This is a genomic window from Paraflavitalea soli (assembly GCF_003555545.1).
GTDB classification, from domain to species: domain Bacteria; phylum Bacteroidota; class Bacteroidia; order Chitinophagales; family Chitinophagaceae; genus Paraflavitalea; species Paraflavitalea soli.
Genome location: NZ_CP032157.1, coordinates 7,145,556 through 7,167,713, shown reverse-complemented (window position 1 = coordinate 7,167,713; position 22,158 = coordinate 7,145,556). Strand labels below are relative to the sequence as shown.

The following is a 22,158-nucleotide window of genomic DNA, read 5'->3' as shown; positions in this document are numbered from 1 at the left end:
CGACCGCCATTTTTCCTTATTGCCTACAAGTTGGAATTTTCAGTGATGATGATGTGTGTCATCATTGTGGTCCTGATGGTTTGATTGCCATCTGATCACAGAGGGTCTTTTTATTTCATAACCAATGTGCTAAACTTTCAGAATTCTCTATGAAAAAACTACTCCTGTGCCTGAGTGTGCTCGTAACCTTATCCGTATCCGCTCAGCATGTACCCAAAAGCCTGACTGCAGCCAATGGTCAATTCATTGGCTTTTATCAGTACACACCAACAAATTACAATGCCAATCCAAACACGAAGTATCCCCTCATCATTTTCTTGCATGGCATTGGGGAAAGAGGAAATGGTACTACCGAATTATCCAACATTTTAGGACTGGGTGTTCCCGGCGCTATCAACAGTGGCTCCACGATGACCTTCACCTGGAATGGTAAAACAGAAACCTTCCTGGTGCTGTCTCCGCAACTGGACAGAAAGTACGGCGGCTGGCAAAACTTCTACGTAGAAGAAATGATCAACTATGCCAAGAAGAATTTGCGCATCGACGAGAACCGCATCTTCCTTACCGGGCTCAGCCTTGGTGGTGGAGGTGTATGGTCTTATGCCGGCGCTTCGCTCGACAATGCCAAGAAACTGGCAGCTATCGGCGTTTGCTGCGGCACCTGCCAGAACGTTAACTATGCCAATTTAACCAATGCCAACCTCCCGGTTTGGGCTTTCCATGCCCAGGATGATGGCACAGTAGGTGTAGGTTGCACAACTGGCGCTATTACTGCCATTAACAACCAAAATCCTGTAGTAAAACCTTATATGACCATCTGGCCCACAGGTCAACACTGGATATGGGGACGTGTATATGACACAGAGTACAACTGGCAGAACCCCAACTTATACGAATGGTTCCTGGGACAGAATAAAAGTCTGGCGCCCAATAAACGGCCGGTAGCCGATGCTGGCAATCCATTGTCCATCCTTTCTACCCTGGGCATCGTTACACTGAGTGGCGCTAAATCTACCGACGCAGACGGAAAAATTGTACGTTATATATGGACCAAGATCTCAGGTCCCAATGCCGGCGTTATCAGTGCCGCCGTTTCTATTGGCAGCAGCACTACCGTTACCGGCTTAAACCTGCCCGGCACTTATCAGTATGAACTGAAAGTAGTAGATGACCGCGCTGATTGGACTACGGATACAGTTACTGTAACAGTAGGTCTTGGTACGCCACCTCCTACCAGCAACAAGCCTCCTGTAGTAAATGCAGGTGCTGATGTAACCATTTCCCTGCCTACCTATACAGCCGCCCTGACGGGTACTGCTACCGATGCTGATGGTTATATCGTAAGCTACAACTGGACCAAGGTAAGCGGCCCTTCTTCTTTCGAGATCATCAACCCCAACTACGCTTCTACTACCGTTACTGGTCTTGTAGCAGGAACTTATGTATTCAGGCTGACAGCCATCGACGACAAGAATGCTATAGTCTCTGATGATAAAACGATCACGGTTAATGCTTCAGGCCCCGGTGTTGGTGACGGCGTAAACGCCGGTGCAGATGTGACCATTACGCTGCCCACCAACAGTGTAAGCCTGGATGGATCAGCTTCTGTTGACCCCTATGGCGGCTCGATCTATGCCTGGAAATGGGAAAAGATCAGCGGACCTGCCCAATTTAGTATTACCAATACAGCAGTAGCTACCACCACGGCTACCAACCTGGCAGCTGGAACCTATGAGTTCCGCCTGACTACCTGGAACAGCCAGTGGGTGCCCAAGTCTGATACCAAAATAGTGACGGTAAAATCAGCCACGACTGATCCTCCACCTGCACAAACCGGCAGGATCGCCAACGCGGGGGCAGATTTCAGCATCACACTGCCTACGACTACCGCAACCCTGAATGGCTCGGCTTCTTCCAATCCTAATGGCCCCATCAATGCCTATACCTGGACCAAGATCAGCGGACCAGCTGCTACCATTGCCAATGCAAAAGTAGCCGTGACAACAGTAAGCGGACTGACAGAAGGTACTTACCAGTTCAAGCTCACCGTTTGGGATCACCAGTTTGTTCCCAGTTCCGATACGGTACAGCTGATCGTAAAACCAGGTGCTTCCAAACCAGAACCTGTCAGGATCGCCAATGCAGGTGCAGATGTAACCATTACGCTGCCTACCAATAGCGCTACCCTGAATGGTTCAGCATCCGCTAACCCCAATGGCACCATCAGCTCTTATGGCTGGACCAAGATCAGTGGACCAGCTGCTACCATTGCCAACAATAAAGCAGCCACGACAGCAGTTTCCGGTTTGACAGCAGGCACTTACCTGTTCCAGCTTACCGTATGGGATAATCTGTTTGTGCCGTCTTCCGATACCATGCAATTGGTGGTGAACCCAGCTACTGGTACTCCTCCCCCAACAGGCAGGAACAAGATAGCCAATGCGGGTGCTGATGTAACCATCACGCTTCCCACCAGTAGCGTTACACTGGACGGTTCCGGTACTTATAATGCATATGGTCCTGTGAATGCCTACACCTGGACCAAGATCAGCGGACCAGCTGCTACCATTACCAATGCCAAAGCAGCCGTTACTACTGCCACGGGCCTCACAGCAGGTACTTATCAATTCCGCCTTACGGCATGGGATCATGAATTTGTACCTTCTTCCGATACCATGCAGGTAATTGTAAAAGCTGCCACCTCTTCAGGTTCCAATTCCACGGCATCCGGCAATGGCACCATTACCAATGCGGGTCCCGATCAAACCCTCACCCTGCCTACGAACACAACCACCCTCAATGGCTCAGCATCGTATGATCCTGAAGGTGTGTTCAGGGCATGGAAATGGATGAAGATCAGCGGACCTGATCAGCATACCATAACCAATGCTTCTAACCAGGTAACAACTGTAAGCAACCTGGTGGAAGGTACTTACAGGTTCAGCCTCACCGGATGGGGTAATAACTGGAGACCATTCAGCGATACCATGCAGATCACGGTAGTATCGTCGTCTTCATTGACTACCACCACTACCAGGACTGCTACCACTACATCGGATGTAACTGATACAAAAACCGGGGTTATTATTACTGAAGATAAATTGCTGGTATATCCTAACCCTGCACAGGAACAGATCAATGTACAAACTACCAGTACCACTACGGGTGCCGCTTTCCTGAACATCTATGACATGTCGGGCAAGTTGATCCAGAAGACAGGTTTTCAGAAAATGCAATCCCTGCACCAGCAGGTACTCAATATCTCTTCACTGAAAGCAGGTGTATACCAGGCAGAAGTCGTAATTGATAATGTAACGCGCTTACACAGCAAGTTCGTTAAACAATAGTTCTTCATCCAATATCTTAAGAAAAGGCAGGGGCCGTCACGACTTAGTTGTGACGGCCCTTTTTCTTTTTGTGTAAGGTTCCAGAGGTAATGTCCAAGAGGTGTTCTTATTTTATTCTGGTATATTATACAGCCGGCAAACCTCTTCATAGCTCATCTTCGAATAATCGGACATCGTCATACTACGTCCTGAAGCAGGGGTACCGCCGGGAATAATAACATACCTTACCTGGTTGGAGGTATTGGGAATACCGGTAGGTACTACATCACAGATCACTCTGATGGTATTGAGCAACAATCCATGCTGAAAACGGAACTGGGTGGTGGCGCCTCCAACATTATAGTAAATGCTGGGCAGTAGTTTGGCGATACCATTACCATCCGGATCGGCTACAAACTTTGCATACACCAGTACTGTACCGCTGTCGATAATACCCTGGGTGACCTTAGTGGAAGCGATATCATAATAATAGGTCGCTTTACCCGTGCCTGTTGAAGTAGTAGAGGGTGCCCAGGGATTGGTGGATATCCAGGCAGAGTAGATCACATTGGCCGTACCCTTTGGTCCTGCCGCACCCGGCGCACCCTGGGCGCCCGCATCACCCTTAGGGCCGGTATCTCCCTTTTTGCAGGCAGCAATTGCAACCATAGAAAATACTGCTATTGAACAGCATAGAACAAATGCTTTGTTTTTCATACTTGTTATTTTGGGTAAAAGGAAAAGTTTGGCTAAAAATAGTTTAGTGATTCCCGTTGTACACTACATGATCATGTAGTTGTTGCAGGATCATGTACCCGCAAAAAAAATCCTCCCCGCCTGGGCGGGGAGGACTAACATTATGCTATGCCTGAATGCTTATTTGCCTTCTACCTGTGTGGCGCCTTCTACCAGCACCGTCACTTTGTTGTCGAGCACTTCTACAAATCCGCTTTGGATATCATAGAAGAGTTCGTCATTCGCTTTTTCCTTCAACACTTTCATCCGGCCGGCTTTCAGGGCACTTACCAGTGGCGCGTGCCTGTTGAGCACTTCAAACAGACCCGTGATGCCTGGCAACTGAACGCCATATACATCACCGCTGAATAGTTTACGCTCTGGAGTTAATATCTCTAAATTCATACATCTAATTTGAAAATTAGTCAATTTGAGAATTTGAAAATTCCTGTGCGGATCTACCGCAATGTGCTAATCATTTTCATATTAGCACATTTTCAAATTATCAAATTACCCTTGCGCCTGAGCCAACAGTTTCTTACCTTTTTCGATCGCATCATCGATGGTACCTACCAGGTTGAAAGCTGCTTCAGGATATTCATCTACCTCACCGTCCATGATCATGTTGAAACCACGGATGGTTTCTTCGATCGGTACCAGTACACCTTTCAGACCAGTGAACTGCTCGGCCACGTGGAAAGGCTGAGACAGGAAACGCTGTACTTTACGTGCACGGGATACGGTTTGTTTATCTTCATCACTCAACTCATCCAAACCAAGGATGGCGATGATATCCTGTAATTCTTTATAGCGTTGCAAGATCAGTTTTACACGGTTGGCTGTGTTGTAGTGTGCATCACCAACGATCGCAGGCGTTAAGATACGGCTGGTAGAATCCAACGGGTCAACCGCGGGATAGATACCTAAGTCAGCGATCTTACGGCTCAATACGGTAGTAGCATCCAGGTGAGCGAAGGTAGTAGCCGGAGCGGGGTCAGTCAAGTCATCCGCAGGTACATACACCGCCTGTACGGAGGTGATAGAACCGTTTTTGGTAGAAGTGATACGTTCCTGCATCAATCCCATCTCGGTAGCGAGGGTGGGCTGGTAACCTACCGCAGAAGGCATACGTCCCAACAGGGCCGATACTTCGGAACCTGCCTGGGTGAAACGGAAGATATTGTCTACGAAGAACAGGATATCACGTCCTTTACCCTGACCATCACCATCGCGGTAGTATTCTGCAATGGTAAGACCGGATAAGGCCACACGGGCGCGGGCGCCGGGGGGCTCGTTCATCTGACCGAATACGAAGGTTGCTTTGGAATCTTTCAGCTCATTCATGTCCACTTTGCTCAGGTCCCATCCGCCTTCTTCCATATTGTGCTTGAAAGCATCACCATATTTCATGATACCTGCTTCGATCATTTCACGCATCAGGTCATTTCCTTCACGGGTCCTTTCACCTACACCGGCAAATACGGATACACCACTATATGCTTTGGCAATGTTGTTGATCAATTCCTGGATCAATACGGTCTTACCTACACCGGCGCCACCAAACAGACCGATCTTACCACCTTTTGCATAAGGCTCGATCAGGTCAATTACTTTAATACCGGTAAACAATACTTCAGCAGAAGTACTGAGGTTTTCGAAAGCCGGGGGCTTACTGTGGATAGGGCGACCGCCTTTTTTAGAAACCGCTGGCAAACCATCGATAGGATCTCCGGTTACATTGAACAGACGACCTTTGATGTCATCACCTACTGGCATTGCGATCGCAATACCGGTGTCAATTACTTCCAGTCCGCGAACCAGACCTTCGGTACCATCCATAGCGATACAGCGTACGCTGTCTTCACCCAGGTGCTGTTGTGTTTCCAGTACCAGGGTATCGCCATTTGGTCTTTTCAGTTCCAATGCGTTATAAATTTCCGGGAGCTTACCTTCAAACTGCACATCCACTACCGCGCCGATGATCTGTTTGATCTTACCAACGTTTGCCATATGTTTTAAGAATGTATTGTTTTATTAACCACCTTTTAACAGGGGGTGTTTTCAGGCCGCAAAGGTAAGGGACAGAAAGAGATTTTAACCATAGAAAATAAGAAATATAAAAGACGGGGGATAACCGGTGAATGAAGCTTGTGCCAATGCCCTGTTGGTGGTTGATAATGAATACATTATCAACAGGTTCACGTACGGATCACACGAATTTATGTTGATGGCGCAGTAAACAAGTCGGGGGAAGACAGAAAACCGGAAGTTAGGGAATATTCGATCAGGCCACGGGCTGAAGAGGCGATTTGGGGGTATTTGACCTTTTCGCGGGTAAGGGGGCTTTTCTTAAGTAAGATCAACCCAAGTGCATTCCAAAAATGCACCTGGGACGCGTGGTTGGCCAAAAGGCACCATTTATGGCTACATTAGCAAGTCATTTTGGCCATAACCATGGTATTAGATACCTTTATGGCCAAAATGAACCATGGAAATAATTGGAAGGGCTGTTGAAATTGACCTTTTAAACAAACAAAAAAACAGTACATCTTCTTCATTTGTAGCTGTTTATGGAAGAAGAAGGGTCGGCAAGACTTTCCTTGTTAGAAATGTCTTTAATAATCAATTCTCCTTTTATGTGACGGGCATGTTTAAAGTCAGTCTGTCACAACAATTGGTAAATTTTCATGCTGCATTATTGAAATATTTCCCGTCTATTGAAGGCGTCGAGCCTGCGAAGGATTGGTTTACTGCATTTAGACAACTTACCACACAACTTGAGCAAAGCTCCCTTGATAAAAAAGTAGTGTTTTTAGATGAATTACCTTGGTTTGACACACCACACTCGGGGTTTGTTTCTGCACTTGAGCACTTCTGGAATTCATGGGCGAGCGCAAGAGCCGATGTCATTCTGGTTGTTTGCGGTTCGGCAGCGGGTTGGATGATCAACAAACTCATTAATAATAAAGGAGGGTTGCATAATCGGGTCACCCATCGCATCAGGTTAGAGCCTTTTGTTTTAAATGAATGTGAAGCGTTTTTAAATGCCAAAAGCGTCCCCTTTGACCGTTATCAGATCATTCAATTGTATATGGCAATGGGAGGAGTTCCTTTTTACCTGGAACAAATTGAACCAGGCCAAAGTGCTGCCCAAAATATCAACCGGATCTGTTTTCAGAAAGACGGAATGCTACGCAGTGAATTTGATAACCTTTATAGATCATTGTTCGATAATGCAGAAAAGCATATTGCAATTGTTGAAGCTTTAAGTAAGAAGGCAAAAGGACTAACTCGTAGTGAGTTGATGAAAGAAGCCAAACTCCCGTCTGGCGGAAGTGTTACAAGAGTGTTGGGGGAATTGGAAGAAAGTGGATTTATCCGCAAGTACTTAGCTTATGGAAATAAGGAACGGAACAGTCTTTACCAATTAACTGATTTCTATTCTTTATTTTACCTGAAGTTTATAAAGAATAGTAGTAAGTCGGATGAAAATAATTGGATTGGTGGCTTAGACAGCCCGGTACAAAGAGCCTGGAGCGGCTATGCATTTGAACAGATATGTTTAGCCCACATCAAACAACTAAAGCTTGCATTGGGTATAAGCGGCATTCAAACTGTAACTTCTTCATGGATAAGTAGTGGAAGTTCAGGCGTTCAAATTGATCTTTTGATAGATCGGCGTGATCATGTAATCAATGTTTGCGAAATGAAGTTCTCGCTTAATGAATTTACTATTGACAAGAAATATGCTGACGAACTTAGAAACAAGATTGGCGTCTTTAAAGAAGAATCCCAAACACGGAAGTCTATTTTTTTAACAATGATTACAACGTTTGGAGTATCCAAAAATCAGTATTCACTGTCGCTTATGCAAAACGATTTATCGATGGATGTCTTATTTCAATAGAAAAATGACAAATCTTTGCCCTTTCTATTTACTTATTGTTTTTCTTAATAATTCCAATCGTTTTATTCTGATCCAACTTTTATGTAAACGTCCCCACTCCTGCATCTGTATAGAAACGCACCTTTATGACGATCGGAACACGCTTCGGCGTGGCCTTGCTGCTATGCATGGCCTGCCACCTCCTTGCCCAGGCCCAGCTGCCCCAACTCAAGATCAATGATAAAGAAGACCCGCAGGTATACCTCAGCCACCTTTGTGTGGATGTAAAAATAGCCGGCAACATTGCCATTACCACCATGGAAATGACCTTCCGCAATAAGCACAACCGTATACTGGAAGGAGAGCTGATCTTCCCCATGCCCGAAGGCATATCCGTGAGCCGGTATGCCCTGGACATCAATGGACAGATGCGTGAAGCAGTGCCGGTAGAGAAAGAAAAAGCCACCCAGGTATTTGAGGAGATCGAACACCAGCGGGTAGACCCGGGCCTCCTGGAAAGGGTGGAAGGCAACAATTTCCGCACCCGCATTTATCCCCTGCCACCCAATGGCGCACGTACCATCATCATTGCCTTTGAAGAAGAGTTGAAATTCACCGGCAAACAAGCCCTGCGTTACCACCTGCCCCTGGACCATAAAAAGCCGATCGATCATTTCAAAATGGAACTATCCGTTCTGCAATCAGCCTTGCAGCCACAACTGGAAGAAGAACCCGATGGGGACCTGCAATTCAAAGAATGGAATCATAATTATACGGCCTCTCTTAATAAAGAAAACTTTACCCCGGAGCACTCGCTAACGATCACCATTCCCAAATCGCCCGACAATACAGAGGCCATGATGCAGGAATCGGGCGGCAACTATTATTTCCTGGTCAATTGCTTTCCGCAAAAGAACAGCAGACCCAAGGCGAGGGTCAATGAGACTACCATCCTTTGGGATGCCTCCCTGAGTGGACTGAACCGGAACACTAAAAAAGAGTTAGAGCTCCTTGGCGCCTATATTGCCCACAACGATAACCTGGTGGTGCACCTGGCCGTACTCAACAATACATTCCGGAAAGCAGGCACGTTCACGATCCGCCAGGGTAACTGGAGCGAACTTAGAAAAGCCATCGAACAATTGAATTATGATGGCGGTACCAATTACAGCAGGATCGACTTGCCGGCCAGTGATGAATACCTCTTCTTTACAGATGGCCTGTCATCGCTGAGCGACCAGGAAATGAAGCTGCCAGCCAGGCCGGTGTATACCGTCACTTCTGCCCCACGTTCCGATTTTGCCAACCTGCAATACATTGCTCAAAAAACAGGCGGCGTTTTCGTCAATCTGGAAGCACTGAAACCAGCGGAAGCAGAAAAATTACTGACACAACAATCCTTGCAATTCCTTGGCATCAAAAACAACCGGCAGGTAAGTGAGACCTACCCTTCCCTGCCCCAGCCTGTATTGAATAATTTCTCGGTGGCAGGTATCGTTACTGAACCCAAAGCAACCATTACCCTGCAATTTGGTTATGGCAATACTGTAACCACAGAAAAAACAGTGAGCCTCGATTACAGTAAACAACAGGCGGGCAAGGTGAACCTGGCCAGGGTATGGGCGCAGAAGAAACTCGGGGAGCTGGATGTGCAGTATGAGCAAAATAAAGAGATGATCACCTTCCTGGGCAAGCGGTTCTCTATTGTAACCCGCAATACCTCCCTCATTGTGCTGGAAACCGTGAATGACTATGTACGGTATGAGATAGAACCTCCTGCTGAATTGCGCCCACAGTATGACCGGCTGATCAAACAGCAACTGGCGCAGCGGCAAAGCAGGGAACAGGTCACCCTGGCCAATGCCCTGGCACAACTCAATACACTGGTGACCTGGTGGAACAGGAATTTCATGGCGCAAGCTAAACCCCGGCCGGAGAAAAAGAACAAGCCGGCCAATGCAGATACGTCGGTCATGAGTGTATCCGTACGGACCCAAAATATGGAAGGGGTAGCCGCTGAAGCTATCCCTCCTCCTGCACAGGAAAAACTAGAGGAAGTGATAGTAGTTGGTATGGGTACACAGCGAAGAAGAGATATAGCGGGCAGCACGGCTACTGTATCCGCCCCGCAGCTTCAGGAAAACAAACAATTTTCAGCGGAGGCATTGCAGGGACGCGTAGCAGGCGTAACAGCTGATGATAGCCGCGCCAAAAGATCATCGATCCAATATCAATACAATTTCACCGCTCCCCGCATAGTAAAAGACGAGGAGGTAAGGGAAGCCCCCGACAACAGGCATGATGGGGACGGCAGCAGGCAGATCATGAGTACCATTAATGTGAAACAATGGACACCTGATCGCACCTACTTACAGGCATTGGCCAAAGAAAAGGCCGGCAACCGGTACAAGGCTTACCTGGCCATCCGCCAGGAATACCTGTACACCCCCACTTTCTATTATGATGTAGCTAATTTTTTCTTCCGGGAGCAGGATACACTGACGGCCTTACAGATCCTGACCAATATGGCGGAGATAGACCTCGAAAATCATGAATTGTACAAACTGCTGGGCTTTAAACTCCGGGAAGCCGGTGCTTACGAAGAAGCGGTGACAGTGTTCCGCAAGGTATTGCAATGGAGGCCACAGGAACCCCATAGCTACCGCGATTACGGACTGGCGCTGGCAGATGCCGGCAGATATCAACAGGCGCTGGATACGCTTTATACGGCCCTTAAAAGGGATTACAGCGAAAGTATGGCCGGTATGTATGAAGGCATTGAGGAGATCATCGTTACAGAGATCAACCAACTGATCAGCCTGCACCGGAAAAAGCTGAACCTATCGGGCATCGATCCCAAACTGATCCACGCCATGCCTACAGATATACGGGTGGTGCTGAACTGGAATAAGAGCGATACAGATATGGACCTGTGGGTGACCGATCCCAACCAGGAAACCTGCTACTACAGCCATAAAGAAACCCTGATCGGCGGCAGGATCTCCGATGATTTCACTGATGGGTATGGCCCGGAACAATTCCTGCTGAAGAAAGCGATCAAAGGAAAATACCAGGTGAAGGTGAATTATTATGGCGACCAGCAAATTAAGATCAGCGGTCCAACAACGGTATTGGCCGAGATCTTTACCCATTATGCCGATGGCCGCCAGGAAAGGAAACTCATTACCCTGCAAATGGAAAAAAGCGATGAGAAGGGAGGCATCTTAGTGGGCGAATTTGAGTTTGGCAAGGTGAGTGGTAAAGAACTTCCGGTAGCTGCCCGGGCGGGCAAAGACTAGCCCATTAAAATCCTGACACAGCAAACCAAACACATCATTGTTCCGTACATACAAGCAGAGTCAGTGCTTACCTACATATTGGGAGGTCCGTCCAGGCCTCCCTTTTTCTTTTGTCACGTTTGTAAGTAGTAAGATCAGGGTGAGCCGCCCTTGAAGGGCGACCCACCCTGATCTTACTACTGCCGTCCATAATTATACCCAGTTTCCGCAGCTTTTATTTCATTACCTTCTCTTTTAAAACCATCTTAGACATGAAAAAACACCTTTTCCTGATTGCGGTTACAGGCTCCCTGGCGGCTTGTAACAATGAACAAGCCAAAGAAAAAGAACCCGAAGCCCGGCAAGTGGCCCAATACTCCATCGAACAGTTTTACAAAAGCACCAATGTAGGCGGTGGCGCCTTTTCATCGGACGATAAGAAGCTGCTCATCAGCAGCAATGAAAGCGGTATCTACAATGCCTATGAGATCGATATCGCCAGTGGCCAGAAAAAAGCCCTGACGGCCTCTACCAAAGAATCTGTTTTTGGCAATGATTATGTACCCGGTACCACGCATTTTATCTATAGCTCCGATAAAGGCGGCAATGAAAATGATCACCTGTTCCTGGATAAGGGCGACAGCAGCGTGAAAGACCTCACCCCTGGCGCCAAAGAAAAAGCCGGCTTCTATGGCTGGAGCCGCGACAACAGATCACTCTATTACAACAGCAACAAACGCGATCCCCGCTATTTCGACCTGTATAAGATGGATACCGCCGGTTGGAAATCCAATATGATCTATAAGAATGACAATGGTTTTGATGTAGGCGCGCTATCCGACAATGAACGTTACCTGGCATTGGTACAAACGCTTACCACCTCTTCCAACAATATCTTCCTGGTGGACCAGCAAACCAAACAAACGAAACAGCTGAATACAGACAGTGTGCCCAGCAACAATACACCCCTGCAATTTTCGCTGGACAACAATAGCCTGTATTATTCTACTGATGATGGCAGCGAATACCAGTATGTAGTGAAATATGATATCCCTACGGGCAAGAAAGAAAAGCTGTACAGCACCAATTGGGATGTGATGTACATGTACCTTTCTTATAATGAGAAATACCGGGTAATTGGGGTGAATGAAGATGGCAAGAACAAGATCTACATCTTCGACCACAAGACCGGCCAGGCTATCGACTTCCCTAAAATTGATGATGGCGATATCCAGGGGGTAAGCATCTCACGAAGTGAAAACAAAATGCGCCTCTCCGTAGGCAGCTCCAAATCACCCAATAATATCTATGTATATGACTTTGGCACGAAAGAACTAAAGAAGCTGACCAATACGCTCAATCCGGAGATCAAGGAGGATGAATTGGTATCCGCTGAAATAATACGCTACAAATCATTTGACGGCCTGGAGATACCAGCCATTTATTACAAACCCCATCAAGCCAGCGCTGCCAATAAAGTACCTGCCCTGGTATGGGTGCATGGTGGACCAGGCGGACAATCGAGGGCCGGTTATTTCTCCCTGATCCAATACCTGGTGAACCATGGCTATGCAATCCTTGCGGTGAACAACCGGGGCAGCAGTGGTTATGGTAAGTCTTTCTATAAAATGGATAACCGCAACCATGGTGAAAAGGACCTGCAGGATTGTGTATGGGGCAAAAAGCACCTTGCTTCCCTGCCTTATATCGATTCCACCAGGATCGGCATCATTGGCGGTTCCTATGGAGGTTATATGACACTAGCCGCGCTGAGTTTCCAACCCGATGAATTCAAGACCGGGGTAGACCTCTTTGGCGTGGCCAACTGGCTGCGTACCCTGAAAGAAGTGCCTCCTTACTGGGAATCTTTCAAAAAGGCTTTGTATGAAGAGATCGGAGATCCCAATACAGCCGACACAGTTCGTTTAAAACAATTCTCTCCCCTATTACATGCAGGCAATATCAAAAAGCCCTTAATGGTATTACAGGGCGCCAACGATCCGCGGGTATTGAAAATTGAAAGTGATGAAGTAGTGGCAGCCGTTAAGAAAAATGGGGTGCCGGTAGAATATGTAGTTTTCCCCGATGAAGGCCATGGCTTCCAGAAGAAAGAAAATGAGATCAAAGGCTATGGACAGATATTACAGTTCTTAGATAAACACCTGAAAGGAGATACCACGCAGCACAAGCTGAATTAAACCGGCAATCGGCAGTCGGCAATGTGTTGATGAATATTTATTGGTCATTATAAAGCAAATGGTGAGCCGCCTTGTTAAAGGCGACCCACCATTTGTATTTTGATAACCGGTGGCCTACCCCGCGCACATCAAAGATCAGCGGGACCGATTCACGATTCACGATCGCCGATTGCCGGCTCAGCTTCCACCTGTATTTTCGGCGCCAGCAACTTATACAGCACCGGCGTTACCACCCGGGTGAGCAGCGTTGAACTGATCAACCCACCGATGATCACCAATGCCAGCGGCGTATACAAAGGATTGTTCTCGATGACCAGCGGCATCAACCCGCCTATTGCTGTAAGCGTAGTAAGAATGATGGGCACAAACCTCGTTTCCCCGGCTTCCTGTATGGCATCATCCAGGCTCATCCCCCCTTACGCAACTGATCCGTATAATCCACGAGCAAGATAGAGTTCTTGACCTCAATACCGATCAATGCAATAATACCTATAACAGCCACAAAAGAAAAGGTATTTCCCGTAGCCAGCAGTATAAGTACAGCCCCAATGATACCCAACGGCACTACCGACAGCACGATCAATGTACCCCGGAACGTTTTAAACTCCAGTACCAGTATACCGAGTATGCCAAAGATGGTGATCAGGACAATGGTTCCCAGTCCGCCAAAACTATCCTGCTTGCTTTCCACTTCACCTGCTGCCACATAGTGTGTGCCCGCCGGGAACTGCATCGTGTCCAGGTTTTTCAATAATCCATCTGTGATCTTCGTCGTGTTGAATCCGCTTTGTACAAATGCGGTAGTGACAGTATACCTGTCTTTATCATAGTGTTTAATACTGGTGGGCGAAGCCTGAAATTGTATATCGGCCACCTGCCCCAGGGGCACAGATACATTGTTGTAGGTAGTCACATACACTTTCTGCAGCGCTTCCAGGGTCTGGTGATCGCCCCGGGGAAGGGTGACATTGATATTGTACTCATCTCCGTTCTCCTTACGGAAAGTGCCAATATTCAGGCCCGCTATGGCCATACGCACGGAGCGGTCTATTTCATTGACAGGCACACCCAGCATACCTGCTTTCTCTTTGTTCACCTTTATCCTGATATCCGTCTTCAGTGTGGTCAATTCATTATTGACATACATGGTGCCCGGCGTTTTCTTCAACAGGTCTTCTACGCGGAACGACAAAGCCCGCAAGGTATCCAGGTCTTCACCGAACAGCCGGATGGCAATGGGTGCTTCTACGGGCGGTCCCTGTTCAAAATCCTTCACTTCAATTTTAGCATTGGGATAATCCTTGAACTTCGTGCGCAGTTCATCGATCAGCTTCACCTTTTTGGAAGGAGGCGTCTCCTTCAGCTGCACAAAAAGCTGGGCATAGTTACTGGCTTCGTTCTGAGGAATGACATTGTAATAAATACGGGGATTGCCATGCCCTACATTGGTCGCATAATTCTTGAGATCGGGAATAGTTTTGATCTCCTGCTCTACATATCGCGCCACTTTATCCGTTGCCGCCAGGCTGGTGCCCAGGGGCGTTTCAATATTCACCAGGAACATTGGTTTTTCTGAAGCCGGAAATACACTGAAGCCAACCACCGGCACCAGCATCAGGCTACCCACAAATATGACCAGCGCTACCAGCAAGGTGATCACAGGATGGGCAATGGCGCTGTGCAACAGCCGGCGGTAAGAACCGCCAATGAATCTTTTGAGACCACGAAGAAACATGTTGCCCTCCGGATTGTGGTGCGGGCTCAATATACGACTCGACAGGAACGGCACGATCGTAAGGGACACAAACAGGGAGGCCAATACGGTAGTCACCACAGCGGCAGGCAGGCTGCGGATAAAATCTCCGGCGCCTTCCGGCAGGAACATCAGCGGCAGGAAGGCAAAGATCAGCGTGGCGGTACAACCCAATACGGCCAGCCCGATCTGTTTGGTAGCCTTCATGGCGGCTTCCTTCCTGCTATAGCCCAATCGCAGGTAACGTTCAATGTTCTCTACCACCACAATGCTGTCATCTACCAACAACCCCAATGCCACAATAAGGCCCACAATGCTCAACTGGTTGATGGTAATGCCAAACATATCCAACAGGAACAATCCAATGGCCAGCGACAAGGGGATAGAGATCATCACTACGATGGAGGCGCGAAATCCCAATGGCAGTAAGGTAAGCAGTACCAGGAAAATGGCGATCCCAAAATCGCGGGTAAAGCCCCCCAGCCTGGTGCGCACACTCTCGGCATTGTCGAAGCTTTGTTCATAGCCAATACTCTTGGGCAGTTCTTTCTGAAACTGCTCCAGTATGGGCTTCACCTGTTCTTCCACGGCAAAGATATTAGTACCCATTTTCCGGCTGGCTACCACAAATACACCGCGCTTGCCATTGAGCCGGGCCATATAACTCTGCTCTTCATAATCAAATGCCACCTCTGCAATATCCCTTACATAGACCAGCTTACCGTTGGCGCTGCTAACGATCGTATTCTTTATTTCTTCTACTGATTTATAATTACCACTCGTCTTTACGTTGAATTTTTTACTTCCCATTTCAATACTGCCACCGGGAATATTTACATTCTCACTTTGAATGGCGCCCAGTACCTTGTTGAGCGGTATCTTATTTTGCGCCAGCTTTTCCAGGTGCAGGGATACCCTTACCTGCTGTTGCGGGAAGGCCTGGTTCTCTACGTTCTTCAACGACTTTACTTTCTCCAGTCTTTCTTTTAGTTTCTTACTCCATTCTTCCAGGTCCTTATAAGGGGCTGTCTCACTCATCAGCGCTACCTGGATAATGTTTACATCCGAGGGGGTGAACTTCTGCACCTCCATACTTAATATATCCTGTGGCAATTTTGCCCGCAGGCCATCCAGCTCCCGCACCACATCCTGGTATTTTCTTTCCGGGTCTGTTTCATATTTAAACTCGATGCGTACCACGGCCAGCCCATCGTCAATACGGGTAACGAGTTTCTTTACATCATCCAGCTCATTCAATTTCTTTTCGATGGGGTCTACTACCAGCTCTTCCATATCCTGCGGACTGGTACCCGGATAAATGATAATGGCCGAGAACTGGGGCGCTTCCAGATCGGGGTCCTCCCCACGCGGCATATTGAACAAGGAATTAAGTCCAATGGCGATCATCATCACAAAAATGATGAGCGTGAATTGGTAGTTCTTGACTGAGAAGTCAGTTATTTTCATGATTCGATTATTAGAGTTTGATTACTTAGGAGTGGGTAGTGACCATTCACTTTACCACCTTCACGATAGATTTCTCTGTCAGGTACCCTACCCCATCCGTGATCACCTGCTGCACGCCGTCGAGTCCACGCACTATAGCCGCTTTGTTCTTTTCGAGAAAAGCGATGGTCACCGCATGGCGCTGCACTGTTCTCTGATCACTGTTGACTGTATAAACAAACCCCGTTTTACCATCTGCTTCTGCCAAAGCCTCAATGGGGACCAGCGTTACCTGCTGCAGGGCTGAAGGCTGCAACTGAACCGTTGCAAACAGCCCCGTAGCAAAGCGCACACCGTCGGGCAGTACCTTTACTTCTATTTCGTAGGTGCCATTGGCAGCATCCGATCCTTCGGCTATTTGTGTTACGAGACCATTGAATTCCTTCCCCGGATAGGCATCCAGCGATACCACTCCTTTATTGCCTTTCCGCAGCACTGCCCAATCTTTATCTGATACACCAAACCGCATTACCCAGTCACTGCCCGCATTGCCATTCACAAAAAATACCGGTGAGCCGGAAGCAGCCATTTCTCCTTCATTCATGATCTTTTTGACAATAGTGCCATTCTCGGTAGCTCTTATCTGCGCATACTGCTGGTTGAAGCGTGCAATACGCAGTCCTTCACTGGCTACCTGCTCCTGGGTAGTAGCATTCTGTAATTGCTCCAAGGTGGCTACTGTATCGTTGTACAAATTCCTGGCTCTCGTTACATCCCGCTGTGCTTTCTCCGCACTTTGGGCCGCCTGTTGTACCTGGGCATTGATCTCTGTAAGATCGAGCGTTGCCAGCAGCTGACCTTTCACCACATGATCTCCTTCTTTTACATAGATCCTTGAAATAATACCCCCGGTTTTGAAAGACAGCGTTGCCTCTGTAGTAGAAGCAATGGTGCCGGAATACCGCAACACCGGCGCAAAGCTGGTATCAGTTACCGGTTGAAGCTTTACAGCAATAGCATTGTCACTAACAGCAGCAGCGGTTTTGGCTTCCGTCTTTTGGTTACAGCGGGCCACAGCAAAAGCAGCGATCGTAATGATCAGGAAGCGGAATGAATACCATATCTTTTTCATCCGTAGATTTTTTTAGTGTTTTAGAATTTATAGGAGGCAGTGGCACGCTCTACTTCAGCAGCCCTTGTTAATACAGCCAGCTGGGCCAGCGAATGCCTGATCTGTGCATTGGTTAATTGTGAGCGTATATCGATCAATTCCAGTTGCAGGGCCTGGCCTTCGCGGAAGCGCCTTTCGGTAAGGCGATAGGTTTCCTGGGCACTTTGCACTTCATCGCGCAGCGACTGTAAGCTTTGCAGGGAAGAATAATAATTATTATAGGCTGTGCGCACCTGCAGGCTCAATTGCTGCTCTACTTCCTTGTATTGGTTGAACAGTGCATCCAGGTCGAGCTGAGACTGTTGGATCTTATACTTGTTGTCATTGGCCCGGAAAATGTTCCACTTGAATTGAAGGCCGCCCAGCTGGTAAAACTGATCGCTGTTGAACTTGAATTGAAAGCCCTGGAAACCGATATTATAAAACGCGTTGAGCGTAGGCACCAGGTATGATCTGTTCATCTTCAGGTTGGTGGTCAGTACTTTTTGCGTGCTCCTGAGCTGCGCCAGTTCTTCCCGTCCCTCGGGTACTTCCAATGCTACCGGTATGGTGGCGTTGAACTGTTGGGCTACGCTGCTATCAATAATGAGCGCTGTTTCCAAAGGCTGGTTGAGCAGGAAGTTGAAATAGGCTGCTGCATTTTGCCGGTTATTGGTGGCTTCGATCTGCAATGCCTGCACCTGGCTCACCTGCGATTTGGCCCGCAGTATGGCTTCTTTCGTAGCCGTGCCATTTTGTACCAGCTTCTCACTTACCCGCAGGTTTTCCTGCACCAGGCTTACCGCATTGTTATAGATCGCTACCGATCTGTCGGCCTGCAGATACTGGTAGTACGCCTGCTTAATTGTTTTCACCAGTTCCCGCCTGTACACATCCATACCAGCCTGCCGGGTACGGATCATTTCTTCTTTCATCTGCCGGTTGTAGCGGATGTCCATATTCACTACCGGCACGGATACTTCCAGTTTCGTATCGTGAAAGTCATTGGGCAAAAAAGCGATGGACTGGTTGGGCACCTGGGGAAACTTGCTGGAGGAGGTCAACTCATTCAGTGTAGAATAGACGTTGTTGAGCAGATCGCCAATAGGTATATCCTGCGTACGGCCCCCATTGGCCAGGGTATACTGTGAAGTGATATTGGCCTGGGGATAGAATAAAGTGCGGGCGCGCTTAAGATCCAGTTGCGCTTTCTGCACATCGAAAGACTGCTGGCGCAGGGCCAGGTTGCTGTCGAGCCCTTTTTTGAGATAGCCCTCCAGGGTGGTTTGGGCGATGGTGGCCTGGGCAAAAAAGGTCCCCGCCACCAGCACGGTTGTGCGGATGAGTGTCCAAAACATGGCTTACTATTTATATTGTAAAGATTATTTACACTGTTAAGTATATGAGCAAAAAAAAGGACCTATTCCTTCATGGTCAGGTCGATTGTTTCCAGCAACCAGTTCAGGGCCTGGGTCATCATGGGTAATATAGCCTCGGCGGGTACCAGCTTATTGAACCGGTCACGTATCGCCAGGGATACCAGGCCATGCACCATACTCCAGATCACCATCGACACAGCCTCCACATTACCCTTAACAATCAATCCTTTATCCATTGCCTCCTGCACGGTTTCCTTCAACCTGCCCAAGGCGGTATCACCACTCTTCCATTCACATTCTACCGTATTTTCGATGGTTTTCATGGGAGCCCGCATAATAAACATGATATCATAGAACTCCGGGTGACTGGTCCCAAATTTTATATAGTTCTCTCCCATCTTATGGAGGCGCAATAACGGGTTCTTAATATCCCACATCCCTTCATTGTATTCCGCCATCTTCTGAAAACCAAGCTCATGGAGGTTGAACAGGATATCGTCCTTATCCTTAAAATAGAGGTATACGGTGGTAGGACTGTATTCAATAAGGTCGGCGATCTTACGGATGGAAACATTCTCAAAGCCTTGCTCCACAAACAGCTTCATAGATGCGTCCAGGATCATCTTCCTGATCTCCGTTTTCTGCTTTTCCTTTCTTTCTGAAATACCCATAGGTGTAGATTAACAGCACAAATATACTTAACACTGTTAAGTTTCCAAATATCTGACCGTCTTTTTTCAAAGATTATTTAATAATGCCCCTAAAAGGACTACCCCGGGCGGATTTTAGTACACAAGTTTTTCCCATCGCCTTGAACCTGTGTTGAAGGGTTTGTAAACATGTTTACAAGCCCCCCATATTTACTTACATTTGCCGCAAGAGGGATATACATGGACAAGTTCATCGTTTCAGCCAGAAAATACAGACCACAGACTTTTGATACCGTAGTGGGTCAGGGACATATTACCACCACCCTGAAAAATGCCATTAAGAACCAGCAGTTGGCGCATGCCTTCCTGTTTTGTGGTCCCCGGGGTGTGGGTAAAACCACCTGCGCCCGTATCCTGGCCAAGACCATCAATTGTGAGAACGTAGGGGCAGATGGCGAAGCCTGCAACACCTGCCACTCCTGCCATTCCTTTAATGAAGGCACTTCCATGAACATCCATGAGCTGGATGCTGCCAGCAACAACTCGGTAGATGATATCCGCAGCCTGGTAGAGCAGGTGCGCTTTGCCCCATCAGCCGGCAGCCGGTACAAGGTGTATATCATTGATGAGGTGCACATGCTCAGTTCATCGGCGTTCAATGCCTTCCTGAAAACGCTGGAAGAGCCGCCGCCTTATGCCATCTTCATCCTGGCTACCACCGAAAAGCACAAGATCCTGCCTACCATCCTCAGCCGTTGCCAGATATTCGATTTCAAGCGCATCACTCCCAATGATACGGTAGAGCACCTGCAGGATATCTGCAAAAAAGAAGAGATCAACGCAGAAAAATCAGCCCTGCACCTTATAGCCCAGAAAAGTGAAGGTTGTATGCGTGATGCCCTGAGCATCATGGATAAAATTGTGAGTTTTACCAATGGTGTGGTCAGCTATCAGAATACGCTGGAGCACCTGAACATACTGGATGCCGACTACTATTTCAAGTTGATGCAGTGTATGCAGCAGCAGGACCTGGGCGGCGCCATGCTGCTGTACGATGATATTGACCGCAAAGGTTTTGAAGGGGACCTGGTATTGAACGGCTTTGCCGAATTCATCCGCAACCTGCTGGTATGTAAGGACGAAAAAGTAGCCGGCCTGCTGCAGGTGGTGGAAAGCTTCAAGGACCGCTATATCAGCACCGCCAAACAAGTATCTGTCGCCTACCTCATCAGCGCCCTGAATATCCTCAACGAAACGGAGATCAATTATAAAGCGGCCCGTAATAAACGGCTGCATGTAGAACTGGCGCTCATCAAACTCGCATACCTGCAGCAAGCAGTAGACCTGGCCTCCGGAAGCGAAGGCCTGAGTAAAAAAAAACTAGTTGAAGAAGCAAAACCGGTTGCTTTCAGGAATATACCGGTGGTGAGGGGGGGAAAGAATCCAGAACCCAGCAAACAGAATACAGAAGCCAGCATACAGAATACAGAAGCCGGGGGGCAGAAACCTGATGCCTCACCAAAGCAGACAACTATACCGGAAGCAAAACTGATCATTGAGACTGGTCCCAAGCAACCGGCCAATGTTCAGCCCGTCACTCCTAAGCAACCTGCGACCGGTCAGCCTGCCAATAATCAATCAGTGGCTCCTAAGCCCCCAGTAGCCGGTAACCAGCAGCCAGCCAGCCCCAAGGGCGAAACCGGCTCTTCGAAGATCGGTGGACTGGCCGGTATCCGCCAGCAGTATGTGGGCAAAGTAATGGAAAGTGCCGGTCCCCCTATCCCATTAAGTGACAGTAAATTACAGGAGCATTGGCAGCAATTTGCCCAGCAGTTGAAAGACGCCAAGAACCCCGCCAACCAGTCCTTCCTGATGGCTACCCTGGTGATAATGGATGACCAGACATTCGAGGTGCAGACGAACAATAACCTGGAACAAAAATTCATTGAAGGAGAACGCCGGGTATTATCAGAATTCCTGCAGCAGGCTTTTAATAACCGCCAGCTACTATTTACGATCGTGGTGAATGAGAATGCCATTATCGCCGCAGAACCCGTGGAAAAGCCGGTAAGCCTGCGCGACAAGTACCTGGAAATTGTAACACAGTATCCGCTGGTGAAGGAACTCCGCGACCGTCTCAAGCTGGAAGTAGATAACTAAGAAAGAATACAGAATATAGAATACAGGATACAGAATGGCTTCGCACGCCAGGGAGGGTTAATTTATTCGTAAACTCCCCTGCTCCTGCTAAACCCTATATGCCTACTGTTGACCACTTTATTCCTGTATTTCTGCTGTATTCCGTATTCTGAATTCTGTATTCTACTTCTCGCACTTTTGCCGTAATTTCGGCCCTC

13 protein-coding genes are annotated in these 22,158 nt (G+C 47.9%); 5 read left to right on the top strand and 8 right to left on the bottom strand.

Annotated features, from left to right (window positions below; genetic code table 11):
• The first annotated feature begins 149 nt into the window (after positions 1-149).
• Entirely contained in the window at positions 150-3,347 is a 3,198-nt protein-coding gene (locus D3H65_RS27615) for a PKD domain-containing protein (protein ID WP_119053398.1), read from the top strand.
• A gap of 111 nt (positions 3,348-3,458) precedes the next feature.
• Here D3H65_RS27615 and D3H65_RS27610 read toward each other — a convergent pair whose 3' ends face one another.
• From D3H65_RS27610 to atpD, 3 genes are all read right to left on the bottom strand, one after another.
• Positions 3,459-4,043 (bottom strand): hypothetical protein, encoded by a 585-nt coding sequence (locus D3H65_RS27610; protein ID WP_162915843.1) that lies wholly within the window; start codon positions 4,041-4,043, stop codon positions 3,459-3,461.
• 159 nt (positions 4,044-4,202) lie between these two features.
• Positions 4,203-4,466 carry an ATP synthase F1 subunit epsilon gene (gene atpC, locus D3H65_RS27605; RefSeq protein WP_119053396.1) on the bottom strand — a complete coding sequence of 88 codons (264 nt, stop codon included), beginning with the start codon at positions 4,464-4,466 and terminating at the stop codon, positions 4,203-4,205.
• A gap of 105 nt (positions 4,467-4,571) precedes the next feature.
• Entirely contained in the window at positions 4,572-6,071 is a 1,500-nt protein-coding gene (gene atpD / locus D3H65_RS27600; protein ID WP_119053395.1) for a F0F1 ATP synthase subunit beta, read from the bottom strand.
• 478 nt (positions 6,072-6,549) lie between these two features.
• Between atpD and D3H65_RS27595 the strand changes: the two genes are divergently transcribed.
• From D3H65_RS27595 to D3H65_RS27585, 3 genes are all read left to right on the top strand, one after another.
• Positions 6,550-7,968 (top strand): AAA family ATPase, encoded by a 1,419-nt coding sequence (locus D3H65_RS27595; RefSeq protein WP_119053394.1) that lies wholly within the window; start codon positions 6,550-6,552, stop codon positions 7,966-7,968.
• Positions 7,969-8,093: 125 nt separating this feature from the next.
• Positions 8,094-11,246 (top strand): VIT domain-containing protein, encoded by a 3,153-nt coding sequence (locus tag D3H65_RS27590; RefSeq protein ID WP_119053393.1) that lies wholly within the window; start codon positions 8,094-8,096, stop codon positions 11,244-11,246.
• A 251-nt stretch (positions 11,247-11,497) separates the two neighbouring features.
• The gene (locus D3H65_RS27585; RefSeq protein WP_119053392.1) at positions 11,498-13,423 is read left to right on the top strand and encodes a S9 family peptidase; all 1,926 of its coding nucleotides are present in this window, start codon (positions 11,498-11,500) and stop codon (positions 13,421-13,423) included.
• Between the two features lie 149 nt (positions 13,424-13,572).
• Here D3H65_RS27585 and D3H65_RS33460 read toward each other — a convergent pair whose 3' ends face one another.
• From D3H65_RS33460 to D3H65_RS27565, 5 genes are all read right to left on the bottom strand, one after another.
• Positions 13,573-13,833 carry an efflux RND transporter permease subunit gene (locus D3H65_RS33460; protein WP_262707692.1) on the bottom strand — a complete coding sequence of 87 codons (261 nt, stop codon included), beginning with the start codon at positions 13,831-13,833 and terminating at the stop codon, positions 13,573-13,575.
• Complete coding sequence (locus tag D3H65_RS27580) at positions 13,830-16,643, bottom strand: efflux RND transporter permease subunit (RefSeq protein WP_262707691.1); 2,814 nt, start codon at positions 16,641-16,643, stop codon at positions 13,830-13,832. The genes D3H65_RS33460 and D3H65_RS27580 overlap by 4 nt, the downstream gene beginning before the upstream one ends.
• A gap of 46 nt (positions 16,644-16,689) precedes the next feature.
• A complete protein-coding gene (locus D3H65_RS27575; protein ID WP_119053391.1) occupies positions 16,690-17,754 on the bottom strand; it encodes an efflux RND transporter periplasmic adaptor subunit in 1,065 nt (354 codons plus the stop codon).
• 20 nt (positions 17,755-17,774) lie between these two features.
• Entirely contained in the window at positions 17,775-19,130 is a 1,356-nt protein-coding gene (locus D3H65_RS27570; RefSeq protein WP_119053390.1) for a TolC family protein, read from the bottom strand.
• A 62-nt stretch (positions 19,131-19,192) separates the two neighbouring features.
• Positions 19,193-19,822, bottom strand: coding sequence for a TetR/AcrR family transcriptional regulator (locus D3H65_RS27565; RefSeq protein WP_119053389.1), 630 nt, complete (start codon positions 19,820-19,822; stop codon positions 19,193-19,195).
• 219 nt (positions 19,823-20,041) lie between these two features.
• Here D3H65_RS27565 and D3H65_RS27560 point away from each other — a divergent pair, with 219 nt between their 5' ends.
• A complete protein-coding gene (locus D3H65_RS27560) occupies positions 20,042-21,961 on the top strand; it encodes a DNA polymerase III subunit gamma/tau (protein WP_119053388.1) in 1,920 nt (639 codons plus the stop codon).
• Positions 21,962-22,158: the final 197 nt, after the last annotated feature.

What these genes read in the sequence shown, in the direction of transcription:
- D3H65_RS33460 (WP_262707692.1), bottom strand. Translation starts at nt 13,833, where the DNA reads ATGAGCCTGGATGATGCCATACAGGAAGCCGGGGAAACGAGGTTTGTG.
- D3H65_RS27560 (WP_119053388.1), top strand. Translation starts at nt 20,042, where the DNA reads ATGGACAAGTTCATCGTTTCAGCCAGAAAATACAGACCACAGACTTTT.
- D3H65_RS27590 (WP_119053393.1), top strand. Translation starts at nt 8,094, where the DNA reads ATGACGATCGGAACACGCTTCGGCGTGGCCTTGCTGCTATGCATGGCC.
- D3H65_RS27580 (WP_262707691.1), bottom strand. Translation starts at nt 16,643, where the DNA reads ATGAAAATAACTGACTTCTCAGTCAAGAACTACCAATTCACGCTCATC.
- atpC (WP_119053396.1), bottom strand. Translation starts at nt 4,466, where the DNA reads ATGAATTTAGAGATATTAACTCCAGAGCGTAAACTATTCAGCGGTGAT.
- D3H65_RS27615 (WP_119053398.1), top strand. Translation starts at nt 150, where the DNA reads ATGAAAAAACTACTCCTGTGCCTGAGTGTGCTCGTAACCTTATCCGTA.
- D3H65_RS27570 (WP_119053390.1), bottom strand. Translation starts at nt 19,130, where the DNA reads ATGTTTTGGACACTCATCCGCACAACCGTGCTGGTGGCGGGGACCTTT.
- D3H65_RS27565 (WP_119053389.1), bottom strand. Translation starts at nt 19,822, where the DNA reads ATGGGTATTTCAGAAAGAAAGGAAAAGCAGAAAACGGAGATCAGGAAG.
- D3H65_RS27610 (WP_162915843.1), bottom strand. Translation starts at nt 4,043, where the DNA reads ATGAAAAACAAAGCATTTGTTCTATGCTGTTCAATAGCAGTATTTTCT.
- D3H65_RS27595 (WP_119053394.1), top strand. Translation starts at nt 6,550, where the DNA reads ATGGAAATAATTGGAAGGGCTGTTGAAATTGACCTTTTAAACAAACAA.
- atpD (WP_119053395.1), bottom strand. Translation starts at nt 6,071, where the DNA reads ATGGCAAACGTTGGTAAGATCAAACAGATCATCGGCGCGGTAGTGGAT.
- D3H65_RS27575 (WP_119053391.1), bottom strand. Translation starts at nt 17,754, where the DNA reads ATGAAAAAGATATGGTATTCATTCCGCTTCCTGATCATTACGATCGCT.
- D3H65_RS27585 (WP_119053392.1), top strand. Translation starts at nt 11,498, where the DNA reads ATGAAAAAACACCTTTTCCTGATTGCGGTTACAGGCTCCCTGGCGGCT.